Annotated in this window: 7 protein-coding genes; all 7 read left to right on the top strand. The window is 61.8% G+C overall.

What is annotated here, in order from left to right:
• Positions 1–22: 22 nt before the first annotated feature.
• The 7 genes from NH234_RS15580 to NH234_RS15550 all read left to right on the top strand — a co-directional run bounded on the left by NH234_RS15580 (position 23) and on the right by NH234_RS15550 (position 12,829).
• Positions 23–1,480 carry a serralysin family metalloprotease gene (locus NH234_RS15580; RefSeq protein ID WP_367253301.1) on the top strand — a complete coding sequence of 486 codons (1,458 nt, stop codon included), beginning with the start codon at positions 23–25 and terminating at the stop codon, positions 1,478–1,480.
• A gap of 93 nt (positions 1,481–1,573) precedes the next feature.
• Complete coding sequence (locus NH234_RS15575) at positions 1,574–2,002, top strand: AprI/Inh family metalloprotease inhibitor (protein WP_367253300.1); 429 nt, start codon at positions 1,574–1,576, stop codon at positions 2,000–2,002.
• Positions 2,003–2,206: 204 nt separating this feature from the next.
• Positions 2,207–3,994 carry a type I secretion system permease/ATPase gene (locus NH234_RS15570; protein WP_085709814.1) on the top strand — a complete coding sequence of 596 codons (1,788 nt, stop codon included), beginning with the start codon at positions 2,207–2,209 and terminating at the stop codon, positions 3,992–3,994.
• Entirely contained in the window at positions 3,991–5,340 is a 1,350-nt protein-coding gene (locus tag NH234_RS15565; RefSeq protein WP_367253299.1) for an HlyD family type I secretion periplasmic adaptor subunit, read from the top strand. The genes NH234_RS15570 and NH234_RS15565 overlap by 4 nt, the downstream gene beginning before the upstream one ends.
• Before the next feature lie 2 nt (positions 5,341–5,342).
• Positions 5,343–6,707 carry a TolC family outer membrane protein gene (locus NH234_RS15560; protein WP_367253298.1) on the top strand — a complete coding sequence of 455 codons (1,365 nt, stop codon included), beginning with the start codon at positions 5,343–5,345 and terminating at the stop codon, positions 6,705–6,707.
• A gap of 42 nt (positions 6,708–6,749) precedes the next feature.
• Positions 6,750–9,701 carry an autotransporter domain-containing protein gene (locus NH234_RS15555; RefSeq protein ID WP_367253297.1) on the top strand — a complete coding sequence of 984 codons (2,952 nt, stop codon included), beginning with the start codon at positions 6,750–6,752 and terminating at the stop codon, positions 9,699–9,701.
• Positions 9,702–9,742: 41 nt separating this feature from the next.
• Positions 9,743–12,829, top strand: a complete 3,087-nt coding sequence (locus NH234_RS15550; protein ID WP_367253296.1) for an autotransporter domain-containing protein — start codon at positions 9,743–9,745, stop codon at positions 12,827–12,829.
• The last annotated feature ends 43 nt before the right edge of the window (positions 12,830–12,872 follow it).

Here is a 12,872-nt window from a genome sequence, read left to right as displayed (position 1 = left end):
TGCTAAACAAGGAAGTGTGTTTATGTCGAAAGTAAAAGCTAATGCTATTGATACCGCCGAACAGGCTTTCCAGCTGAACGCGGCACCTTTGGCGGCGCCAAGCTCGGCGTTCAACCAGATCAATAGCTTCAGCCATCAGTACGATCGTGGCGGCAACCTCACGGTCAATGGCAAACCCTCCTTCTCGGTGGATCAAGCCGCAACCCAACTGCTGCGTGACGGTGCCTCCTGGCACGACCTCGACGGCAGCGGCAAGATCGAACTGACCTACACCTTTCTGACCTCCAAGACGGCCAACTTCGGCGGCCTGGGCGTCACCGGTTTCAGTCAGTTCAGTGCCCTGCAAAAAAACCAGGCGGTGCTCGCCATGCAATCCTGGGCCGATGTCGCCAACGTGACTTTTACCGAAGCAGCCAAGGGTGGCGACGGCCACATGACCTTCGGTAACTACAGCGGCGGTCAGGAAGGCGCGGCGGCATTCGCTTTCCTGCCAGGCACCGAGCCAGGCTATGACGGTCAATCCTGGTACCTGACCGGCAGTGGATACGACGTCAACAAGAACCCAGGCGTGAACAATTACGGGCGTCAGACGCTGACCCACGAAATCGGCCACACCCTGGGCCTGTCTCACCCTGGCGACTACAACGCCGGCGAAGGCAATCCGACGTACAAGGATGCTTCCTACGGGCAAGACACCCGCGGCTACAGCCTCATGAGTTACTGGAGTGAAAGCAATACCAGCCAGAACTTCAGCAAGGGCGGTGTCGAAGCCTATGCCTCGGGCCCGCTGCTGGATGACATCGCAGCAATCCAGAAGCTCTACGGCGCGAACATGTCCACCCGTACCGGTGACACCACCTACGGCTTCAACTCCAACGCCGGTCGCGATTTCCTCAGCGCGACTTCATCGTCGGACAAGCTGGTGTTCTCGGTTTGGGATGCGGGCGGCAAGGACACCTTCGACTTCTCGGGTTTCACCCAGAACCAGAAGATCAACCTCAATGAAGCCTCGTTCTCCGACGTTGGCGGCCTGGTGGGCAACGTGTCCATCGCCAAGGGCGTCACCATCGAGAACGCCATCGGCGGTTCGGGCAACGACCTGATCATCGGCAACAGCGCAGCCAACGAGCTCAAGGGCGGTGCCGGCAACGACATCATCTGGGGCGGCGGCGGTGCCGACAAGCTGTGGGGCGGTTCGGGTTCGGACACTTTCGTGTTCGCAGCCAGTTCCGATTCCAAGCCGGGTGCGATCGATCAGATCCTCGACTTTGTCAGCGGTCTGGACAAAATCGACCTGAGCGCGATCACCAATGGTGCAGGCCTGCACTTCGTCAGCGCTTTCACCGGTGCGGCGGGCGATGCCATCCTGACCTCCTCGGGCGGCAACAGCCTGCTGTCGGTTGACTTCTCCGGGCACGGCGTGGCGGACTTCCAGGTCAGCACCGTTGGCCAGGCGGCGATCAGCGACATCGTAGCGTGATGTGAAGAAGGAAAGCGGCGCGTGATGCGCCGCTTTCTTTACTTGCATCGCTTTGGCCGGTAAGCAAGGCTACACGCCGGGGTGAAATTTCCTATGATCCAATTCGCTTTTACCCGTAAGGCGGCAGCGTATCTGTTGCCGATGCTGATGATGATTTCTGGAGAAACAACCATGGCAAGCAGCCTCAGACTCGAAGATCCATCGGTATTTGCCGGGCAGTGGCAAGCAACCCTGAACGCTCGCAATGACGCTCCCGAAGCGCAGGCGCTGCAAGACAAACCTTCGAACACTTGCCAGATCGACCTCGAAGCCAACCAGACCCTGGGCAAGGGCGCCGACTGCCTGAGCGCGTGGTTGCAAGAGAGCGCCATCGGCTGGTTTCCCGACCCGGATGGCCTGTCCATCACAGGCAAGGAGGGCTCAAGAATCCAGTTTTTCAGCCGACAACGTGATGGGCTTTATCTGAGCACTTTGAAGTCAGGCCTGGTGATTACACTCGAACGAGCTGGCAAACAGCCCTGATCACCGGAACCGGCTCACAGTTTAAATATAAGGCGCCCCGTTACAGTTATAAGCGAGTCTGCAATAACGCTGACGCCGGTTTAAATCGCGTAAGTTGTTATTGAAGTGTAAGCCAATACTGACGGTGTATGTCCCGTCCTCAGTGCGGGCAATTAATTGAAGTCTCGCCAAGCACGGCGGGGAATATTATTTCAGGAATAATCAATGAAGATGGCGAAGGCCCCGGCCACCGCTCCCTTATTCAAGGCGTTGGGTGACTATAAAAGTATTCTGATCAGCGTCGGATGCTTTACCGCACTGATTAACGTGCTGATGCTGGTGCCCTCTATTTATATGCTCCAGGTCTATGACCGAGTGCTGTCTTCGCAAAACGAAACCACGCTGGCGATGCTGTCGTTGATGGTCGTGGGGTTCTTCGCGTTCATTGGTCTGCTGGAGGTGGTGCGCAGCTTCATCGTGATCCGTATCGGCAGCCAGCTGGAGCGCCGTTTCAACCTGCGGGTCTATCAAGCCGCCTTCGAGCGCAACCTGTTCAAGGGCGAGGGCAACGCCGGCCAGTCTCTGGGCGACCTGACCCACATTCGCCAGTTCGTCACCGGACCTGCGCTGTTCGCGTTCTTCGATGCGCCGTGGTTCCCGGTCTATCTGTTTGTGATTTACCTGTTCAACGTCTGGCTCGGCGTCCTTGCCACGGCCGGCGCGCTGCTGTTGATCGCCCTGGCGTGCCTCAACGAATACATGACCAAGAAACCACTGGGCGAAGCCGCCGGTTTCTCGCAGAAGTCCAGCCAGTTGGCCACCAGCCACTTGCACAACGCCGAAACCATTCAGGCGATGGGCATGCTTGGCTCGCTGCGCAAGCGCTGGTTCCAGGTGCATTCGCGTTTTCTCGGCCTGCAGAACCAGGCCAGTGACACCGGCGCGGTGATCAGCTCCCTGAGCAAGACCTTACGCCTGTGCCTGCAATCGCTGGTGCTGGGCCTGGGTGCCTTGCTGGTGATCAAGGGTGACATGACCGCCGGGATGATGATCGCCGGTTCGATCCTGATGGGCCGGGTGCTCAGTCCGATCGATCAGCTGATTGCCGTATGGAAGCAGTGGAGCGGGGCGAAGCTGGCTTACCGCCGTCTCGACTCCCTGCTGCAGTCGTTCCCGCCGAGCGACGACGCCATGGCACTGCCTGCGCCGAAAGGTCAGATCACTTTCGAACAGGTCAGCGCCGGCCCGCCCGGGCAACGTGCCGCGACCTTGCACATGGTCAATTTCAATCTGGCGGCCGGTGAAGTGCTGGGTGTGCTGGGTGCCTCCGGCTCCGGCAAGTCGACCCTGGCGCGGGTGCTGGTCGGCGTTTGGCCGACCCTCGGCGGCACGGTGCGTCTGGACGGCGCCGACATCCATCGCTGGAATCGCGATCAGTTGGGTCCTTACATCGGCTACCTGCCGCAGGATATCGAACTGTTCAGCGGCACTATCGCCGAGAACATCGCGCGCTTCAGCGAGACCGATCCGCAGAAAGTCGTGGCCGCCGCGCAACAGGCCGGGGTTCACGAAATGATCCTGCGCATGCCGCAAGGCTACGACACGCAACTGGGCGAGGACGGCAGCGGTCTGTCCGGCGGCCAGAAACAGCGTGTGGCCCTGGCGCGTGCGATTTACGGCACGCCAAGCCTGGTGGTGCTGGATGAGCCGAACTCCAACCTCGACACCGTCGGCGAAGCGGCATTGTCCAGCGCCATCGTGCAACTCAAGGCCCAAGGCACCACCGTGGTACTGGTGACGCATCGTTCTTCGGTGCTGGCCCAGGCCGACAAGCTGCTGGTACTCAACGATGGCCGCCTGCAAGCCTTCGGTCCGAGCCATGACGTGCTCAAGGCACTGTCCGGCAACCCGCAGCAACAGCCGCAACAACAAACTGAAAAAACCGCGCAGGCACCGGGCGGGCTCAGCATGAGCCGGCAGTACCAGCCCACGACAAGGAATTCGGGTGTATGAGCAGCGCGAGCATGAACACAGAAAACGAAGCCAGCATGGAACACGACTACATCACCGAGCGTCCGGAGCGCGACGCGAAGTTCTTCGCCCGCATGGGCTGGATTCTGGCACTGGCCGGCGCCGGCAGTTTCTTTGCCTGGGCGGCACTGGCGCCGCTGGATCAGGGGATCCCGGTGCAAGGCACGGTGGTGGTATCCGGTAAACGCAAGGCCGTGCAGTCGATGAGCAGCGGTGTGGTCAGCCGGATCCTGGTGCGTGAAGGCGAGATCGTGAAGCAGGGCCAGCCTTTGTTCCGCCTCGACCAGACGCAGGTCGCCGCCGACGTACAATCGCTGCAGGCCCAGTACCGCATGGCGTGGGCCAGCGTGGCGCGCTGGCAGGCCGAGCGCGACAACCTCAAGCAGGTGACCTTTCCGCCAGAGCTGAGCGACAACGCGGACCCGCGTCTGGCGCTGGTACTGGAAGGTCAGCGGCAACTGTTCAGCAGCCGTCGTGAAGCGTTCTCCCGCGAGCAGGCTGCACTGCGCGCCAGCATCGAAGGCGCCACTTCACAACTGGCCGGCATGCGTCGCGCCCGTACCGATCTCAATGCTCAGGCGGACTCTCTACAACAGCAGTTGAGCAACCTGCAGCCGCTGGCGGACAACGGCTACATTCCGCGCAACCGCTTGATGGAATACCAGCGTCAGCTCTCGCAAGTGCAGCAGCAACTGGCCGAGAACACCGGCGAAAGCGGCCGGGTGGAGCAGGGCATTCTCGAATCGCGCCTGAAACTGCAACAGCATGGCGAGGAATACCAGAAAGAAGTCCGCAGCCAGCTGGCCGACGCGCAACTGAAAAGCGTCACCCTGTCCGAACAACTGACCTCCGCCGGTTTTGACCTGCAACACAGCGAGATTCTTGCGACCTCGGACGGCATCGCCGTCAATCTCGGCGTGCACACCGAAGGCGCTGTGGTGCGTCAGGGCGAAACCCTGCTGGAGATCGTCCCGCAAGGCACGCGCCTGGAAGTGGAAGGGCACCTGCCGATCAACCTGATCGACAAGGTCGGCACGCACCTGCCGGTGGACATCCTTTTCACCGCGTTCAACCAGAGCAAGACCCCGCGCGTTCCCGGCGAAGTCAGTCTGATTTCCGCCGACCAGATGGTCGATGAGAAAACCGGCGCGCCGTATTACGTGTTGCGCAGCAGCGTCAGCGATCAGGCCATGGAGAAGCTCAACGGGCTGGTGATCAAGCCCGGCATGCCGGCGGAAATGTTCGTGCGCACAGGCGAACGTTCACTCCTCAACTACCTGTTCAAACCGCTGCTCGACCGGGCCGGCTCCGCATTGACCGAAGAATAAGGATGTTCGGCTGTATGAATAAGCTTTCCATGCTGGCGGCAGCGTTCGCGCTGCTCGCGGGCAATAGTGCGGTGGCGGCCATGGGGCCGTTCGAAATCTACGAACAGGCATTACGTAACGACCCGGTGTTCCTCGGCGCGATCAAGGAACGCGATGCAGGCCTTGAAAACCGGGCCATCGGCCGCGCCGGGTTGTTGCCGAAAGTCGGTTACAACTACAACAAGGGCCACAACACCTCGAAGGTTACGCAGCTCACCGATCGCGGCAATTTTACTGAAAACCGCAACTACAACAGTTACGGCTCCAACCTGACCCTGCAGCAACCGTTGCTCGACTACGAGGCCTACGCCGCGTATCGCAAAGGTGTGGCGCAGTCGCTGTTTGCCGACGAGAACTTCCGGGGCAAGAGCCAGGAACTGTTGGTGCGGGTGCTGGACAACTACACCAAGGCCTTGTTCGCCCAGGATCAGATCGACATCGCCCAGGCCAAGAAGAAGGCGTACGAGCAGCAGTTCCAGCAGAACGAGCACATGTTCAAGCAGGGCGAAGGCACACGGACCGACATTCTGGAAGCCGAGTCGCGCTATGAACTGGCGACTGCCGAGGAAATCGAGGCCCGCAATGAACAGGATGCGGCGCTGCGTGAACTGGGTGCGCTGGTCGGTGTACCGGCGGTGGACATCAATGACCTGGCGCCCCTGGATCAGAACTTCCAGACCTTTGCCTTGATACCGGCCAACTACGACACCTGGCACGAACTGGCGATCAGCAACAACCCGAACCTGGCGTCACAGCGTCAGGCCGTGGAAGTGGCCCGTTATGAAGTGGAGCGCAACCGCGCCGGGCACCTGCCGAAAGTCAGTGCCTATGCCTCGATGCGCCAGAACGAATCGGAAAGCGGCAACACCTATAACCAGCGTTACGACACCAACACCATCGGCATCGAAGTCAACGTGCCGTTGTACGCCGGTGGCGGGGTATCGGCATCGACCCGTCAGGCCAGTCGTACCATGGAACAGGCCGAGTTCGAGCTGGACGGCAAGACCCGCGAAACCCTGATCGAGCTGCGTCGCCAGTTCAGTGCCTGTCTGTCCGGCGTCAACAAACTGCGCGCCTACCAGAAAGCCCTGACCTCGGCCGAAGCGCTGGTGGTGTCGACCAAACAAAGCATTCTCGGCGGCGAGCGGACCAACCTGGACGCGCTGAACGCCGAACAACAACTGTTTACCACCCGCCGCGATCTGGCCCAGGCACGCTATGACTACCTCATGGCCTGGACCAAGTTGCATTACTACGCGGGCACCTTGAGCGAGCAGGATCTGGCTCGGGTGGACGAAGCATTCGGGCAAGGCCCACGGACGCAATAGCACCGTAGTTTCTAAACAAAACAACAAAAACGAGTGGTGAACATGGACGTACGCTTCAAGCCGGCTTCGGTCGGCACCCTGTTGCTTGTAATTTCTTTAAGCCCGGCCCAGGCGCAATACCAGGAGTCAGGCAAACCCGGCGACGCTGCCAGTTGGCGCTCCGCCGAGTTCCTGCGGGACTGGGGACTGGACCGGATGCAGGCCGATCAGGCCTACGCCGCTGGTATCACCGGCAAGGGCGTGAAGATCGGCGCGCTGGACTCCGGTTTCGACGCGGCCCACCCCGAGTTCGCCAGCGACCGTTATCACCCGGTATTGGCCAGCGGCAGCTATATCGATGGCTCGCTGTTCACAGTCAGCGGCACGCTTAACCCGAACAACGATTCTCACGGCACGCACGTGGTCGGCACTATGGGCGCCTCCCGGGATGGCACCGGCATGCACGGCGTGGCGTTCAATGCGCAGATCTACGTCGGCAACACCAACAAGAACGACAGCTTCCTGTTCGGCCCCAATCCCGACCCTCGCTACTTCAAAGCGGCGTACGACGCACTGGCCGATGCCGGCGTGCGGGCCATCAACAACAGCTGGGGCAGCCAGCCGCCGGATGTCAGTTACCGAACCCTGGCGGACCTGCACGCGGCTTACGCCCAACACTGGAACAAAGGTACCTGGCTCGATGCCGCCGCCGATGTTTCGCGCCGCGGCGTGATCAACGTGTTCAGCGCCGGCAACAGCGGTTACCCCAACGCCAGCGTACGCTCGGCGCTACCGTATTTTCAGCCGGACCTGGAAGGTCACTGGCTGGCCGTGTCGGGGCTGGATCAAAGCAATCAGCAGAAGTACAACCAGTGCGGTATCGCCAAGTACTGGTGCATCACCACGCCGGGGGCAAAGATCGACAGCACCATTCCCGACGGCGGCTACGCGATCAAGTCCGGTACTTCGATGGCCGCGCCCCATGCTACCGGCGCCCTGGCGCTGGTGATGGAGCGTTATCCGTACATGAACAACCAGCAGGCGCTGGAGGTGCTGCTGACTACCGCTACTCAGCTCGACGGTTCCGTGACCGATGCACCTAACGAGCGGGTCGGCTGGGGTGTTGCAAACCTGAACCGGGCAATGCGCGGGCCGGGTCAATTGCTCGGCGCGTTTGACGCGAATCTTTCCACCGGGCAACGCGATGTGTGGAGCAACGACATCTCCGACAAGGCACTGATTCAGCGCCAGAGCGAAGATCTCGCCGAGCACAACGCCTGGCAGCAAACCCTGCAAGATAAAGGGTGGCAGAACGGCGTTCCGGTCGGCGCCAGCCAACAGGAGCAGACGGATTACTCCGTCGGCACGGCCCGTGATGCGGCGGCTGCGGGCCGGGTGTATCAGGGCAGCCTGATCAAGTCCGGCGCCGGGCATTTGATCCTGACCGGCGACAGCACCTATCGCGGCCCGACCACGGTCAACGGCGGCCTGCTGAGCGTCAACGGATCGCTGACGTCTGCGGTCACGGTCAATGACAGCGGCACCCTCGGCGGTTCCGGGCGGATCGGTGCATTGACTGCCAGCAGCGGCGGTCGTGTGGCACCGGGCAACTCCATCGGTACTTTGAATGTGGCCGGTGACGTGACCTTCGCTCCGGGCTCGACCTACGCGGTGGAGCTGTCACCGACCGCCAGCGACCGCATCGTCGCCGGCGGCACGGCTTCCATCAGCGGCGCCACCGTCAGTCTGTCGCTGGAAAACAGCCCGACCTTGCTCAGCACCGCCGAAGCGAAAAGCCTGCTCGGTCATCAGTACGACATTCTGCAAGCGGCGGGCGGCATTCAGGGCCAGTTCGGTGCCGTGGTGCCTGATTACCTGTTTATTGGCGGAAGCCTCGCGTACAGCGGCAACGGCATCGCGCTGAATGTCGAACGCAACGCGAGGTCTTTTGCCAGCGTCGGCCAGACGCCGAACCAGCGGGCCGTGGCCAGTGCCGTCGAAGGCATGGGGGCTGGTAACTCGGTGTACGAAAGCCTGTTGCTGTCGTCGACCGCCAGCGATGCACAGCAAGCTTTCCAGCAGTTGAGCGGGGAAGTCTACCCGGCCCTCGGTTCGGTGCTGATCAACGACAGCCGTCAGTTGCGCGACGCCATCGGCGAACGCCTGCACGACGCGAACACCGCGAAAAGCAACGGCTGGATCAAGGCCCTCGGCGCCTGGGGCACCACCGATTCGCAACACCACACCGCCGGTTACAGCACATCGATCGGCGGTCTGCTTGCCGGTGTCGACGGCGCGCTGGACGAGCAGACCCGCATCGGTCTGGTCACCGGTTACAGTGACAGCTCATTGAGCATGGGTTCCGGCACGCATTCTTCGGCCAAGGTCGACAGCTACCACCTCGGTGCCTATGCCGGGCACGACATCGGCGCCTGGCGTTTGAGCACCGGCGCGGCCTACAGCTGGCATCGCGCCGACGTGAAGCGGGACCTGCAATACGGCGACGTCAGCGCCAAACAGAAAGCCAAGGTCGATGCCGCCACCACTCAGGTATTCGGCGAGGCGGCCTACCGACTGAACGTGCAACCGTTGGCTCTGGAGCCGTTCGCCAATCTGGCCTACGTGCATCTGGACAGCGACGGATTCACCGAGAAGGGCGATGCTGCCGCGCTGAAAAGCAATGACGATCAGCGTGACGCGGTGCTCGGTACTCTCGGCGTCCGGGCGATCAAGACGATCAACCTGTCGGGTTCGCAAAAGCTTGATGTCAGCGGTCGTCTCGGCTGGCAGCACAGCCTCACCGACATTGAATCCGAACAGCATTTGCGTTTCGCGAGCGGCAGCGCGCCGTACAGCGTCGAAAGTTCGCCGCTGGTACGCGACGCCGCGCTGGTGGGGGTACAGGCCAGCCTGGCCCTGAGCCGCGACGTGCGGGTGAACCTTGATTACAACGGACAACTGGCCAGCCGCGAGAAGAGTCACGGCGTGGGCCTGAGCCTGAACTGGCAGTTCTGAACAAACGGATTTTGTGCAACATCACTAAGGAAGGTCGCTGGATGAAAAACAACAACACCCCCGCGCAATCGGGTGGATGCTTTCGCCTGAAAACCCTCAACTGCGCCTTGCTCTGCGCCATGGCCACCTGGGGCAGCGCACACGCTGCGCCCTACGTGGAAAATGGCCGGGCAGGGGACCCGGCCAGTTGGCGAAGTGCCGAGTTCAAGGCGGACTGGGGCCTGGGCGCGATCGGCGCGGATTACGCCTACGCTGCCGGCTATACCGGTAAAGGCGTGAAACTGGGGATCTTCGACCAGCCGGTATACGCGGCGCACCCGGAGTTTTCCGGGCCGAACAAGGTCGTGACCCTGGTCACCAGTGGTATCCGCGAATACACCGACCCGTACATCCCGGTCAAAGCCGGGGACGCGTTCCTCTATGACGGTTCGCCCTCGGTAGGCTCCAACGGTAAACTCGGTGCCCACGGCACCCACGTCGGCGGCATCGCGGCCGGCAGCCGTGACGGTGGCGTTATGCACGGCGTGGCATTCGGCGCGCAGATCATCAGTGCCGACAACGGCGACCCGGGCCCGGAAGACGGCATCGTCCGTGGCAACGACGGCGCGGTGTACAAGGCCGGTTGGGATGCCCTGATCGCCAGCGGCGCACGGATCATCAATAACAGCTGGGGCATAGGCATCACTGACCGTTTCGACCTCGGCGGCCGCGACCCGGCGTACCCGCACTTCACCGTCAACGACGCGCAATTGCAGTTCAACGAGATCCGCACGCTGCTCGGCACCAAACCCGGCGGCGCCTATGACGGTGCAATCGCTGCCGCGCGCAGCGGGATCGTGACCATTTTTGCCGCCGGTAACGACTACAACCTGAACAACCCGGACGCCATCGCCGGCCTCGGCTACTTCGTGCCGGAAATCGCGCCGAACTGGATGACCGTCTCGGCTCTGCAAAGAAACCCGGATCAGGCCAGCGCCAATCCGTACATCATGAGTACCTTTTCCTCGCGTTGCGGTTATACCGCGAGCTTCTGCGTTTCGGCGCCGGGTACGCAGATCTACAGTTCGATCATCGGCGGCACCAACGCCGACAACCTGACCACCGGCTACGCAAACTACAACGGCACCTCGATGGCCGCTCCGCACGCGGCCGGCGCCGTGGCGGTGCTGATGGAGCGTTTCCCGTACATGACCGGCGCTCAGGTCGCCAGCGTGTTGCGCACCACCGCCACCGACCTCGGCGCTCCGGGCATCGACGCCCTGTACGGCTGGGGCATGATCAACCTGCGCAAGGGCATCGACGGTCCGGCGATGTTCGTCACCGAGCAGGACATCCCGGCCGAATTCCGCATCGAAGGTGCCTACGGCTCCAGCCAGTTCGTGGCGGATCTGCCCGGCATCGGCGCGATCATTGATGCCGGCAAGCCCACCGAGCGCGTGTGCACCGACATCACCTGCGGGCTCGACACCTGGCGCAACGACATTTCCGGTCACGGCGGTCTGACCAAGCAAGGCATCGGCACCCTGGTGCTGACCGGCGCCAACACCTACACCGGCCCGACCCTGGTGAACGGTGGCCGACTGGCAATCAATGGCTCGCTGCAATCGGCGGTCACGGTCAATAACGATGGCATTCTCGGCGGTAACGGCAGCATCGCTGCGCTGAACGCGAAAAGCGGCGGTATCGTTGCGCCGGGCAACTCCATCGGCACCTTGAACGTGGCGGGGGATGTGACCTTCGAGCCGGGTTCGACCTACGCCGTGGAAGTCTCGCCTACCAGCAGCGACCGCGTCGTGGCCGGTGGCACTGCAACCATCGAGGGCGCGACCGTTGCGCTGTCCTTGGAAAACAGCCCGACCTTGCTGACCACCGGCGAGGTGAAATCCCTGCTCGGCAGCCAGTTCAACATCCTGCAAGCGGCGGGTGGCATTCAGGGCCGTTTCGGTCAGGTTCTGCCAAGTTATGCGTTCCTTGGTGGCACACTCGATTACTCGGCCAATGGCGTGCAACTGGAGGTCGGGCGTAATGGCGCTTCGTTCGCCAGTGTCGGCCTGACCCCGAACCAGCGTGAGGTCGGCGCAGCCGTGGAACGTCTGGGGGCTGGCAACGCGCTGTTCGAAACCCTGCTGCTGTCGCCGACCGCCGCGGTTGCACAAGACGCCTTCCAGCAACTGTCCGGCGAGATTCACCCGGCCATCGGCACGATGCTGATCAACGACAGCCATTACCTGCGCGATGCCGTGGGCGAACGCCTGCGCGAGCGTGATCTGTTCGATGCCGGGGCGCCGACCGATGACCGCAGCAATGCCTGGCTGAAAGTGCTGGGCGCCTGGGGCAAGAGCGATGGTGGTTATAAAAATGCCGACTCCAACAGCTCCATTGGCGGCTTGCTGGCGGGTGTCGACGGCTTGATTGCTGAAGATACGCGTCTGGGTTTCGTTACCGGTTATAGCGACAGCTCTTTGAACATGGGCAAAGGTACACATTCGTCGGCCTCGGTCGACAGTTATCACTTGGGTGCGTACCTGGGGCATCAGATCGATGCTCTGCGCCTGACCGCCGGCGCGGCTTACAGCTGGCATCGCATCGACGTCAAACGTGACCTGCAATTCGCCGGTGTCAGCGGCAAGCAGAAAACCAAACGCGATGCGACCACTGCACAACTGTTCACGGAAGCTGCATACGATCTGGGGCTGAAACCGATGAACCTGGAGCCGTTCGCCAACCTGGCCTACGTGCACCTGAACAGCGACAGCTTCACCGAGAAGGGTGATGCCGCGGCACTGAAGGGCGGTGAAGATAATCGCGACGCCGTACTGTCGACCCTCGGCGTTCGCGCCAAGCGCACGTTTGCCCTGTCCGAGAAACATCAGCTGGAACTGGGTGCGACACTGGGCTGGCAGCACAACCTGAGCAGCGTGGATGCTGAAAATCATCTGGCCTTCGCCAATGGCAACAGCGCGTTTACGGTGCAAAGTGTGTCGATGGATCGAGATGCAGCGGTGGTCGGCGTACGCGCCGGGCTGGCGTTGAATCGCGATGTCCGGGTGAACCTGGACTACAACGGACTGATCGGTTCGAACGAGAAGGACCACGGTGTGGGCCTGACGCTGGACTGGCAGTTCTAAGGTGTAGCGGCAGTTCTGCAGAGAACTGCCGTTTTTGAAAGGA

It is taken from the genome of Pseudomonas sp. stari2, from assembly GCF_040760005.1.
Classification (GTDB): Bacteria; Pseudomonadota; Gammaproteobacteria; order Pseudomonadales; family Pseudomonadaceae; genus Aquipseudomonas.
Note: the sequence above shows the minus strand (reverse complement) of the source record. Positions and strands in the feature narration are given on the sequence as shown.

What these genes read in the sequence shown, in the direction of transcription:
- NH234_RS15580 (WP_367253301.1), top strand. Translation starts at nt 23, where the DNA reads ATGTCGAAAGTAAAAGCTAATGCTATTGATACCGCCGAACAGGCTTTC.
- NH234_RS15575 (WP_367253300.1), top strand. Translation starts at nt 1,574, where the DNA reads ATGATCCAATTCGCTTTTACCCGTAAGGCGGCAGCGTATCTGTTGCCG.
- NH234_RS15570 (WP_085709814.1), top strand. Translation starts at nt 2,207, where the DNA reads ATGAAGATGGCGAAGGCCCCGGCCACCGCTCCCTTATTCAAGGCGTTG.
- NH234_RS15565 (WP_367253299.1), top strand. Translation starts at nt 3,991, where the DNA reads ATGAGCAGCGCGAGCATGAACACAGAAAACGAAGCCAGCATGGAACAC.
- NH234_RS15560 (WP_367253298.1), top strand. Translation starts at nt 5,343, where the DNA reads ATGTTCGGCTGTATGAATAAGCTTTCCATGCTGGCGGCAGCGTTCGCG.
- NH234_RS15555 (WP_367253297.1), top strand. Translation starts at nt 6,750, where the DNA reads ATGGACGTACGCTTCAAGCCGGCTTCGGTCGGCACCCTGTTGCTTGTA.
- NH234_RS15550 (WP_367253296.1), top strand. Translation starts at nt 9,743, where the DNA reads ATGAAAAACAACAACACCCCCGCGCAATCGGGTGGATGCTTTCGCCTG.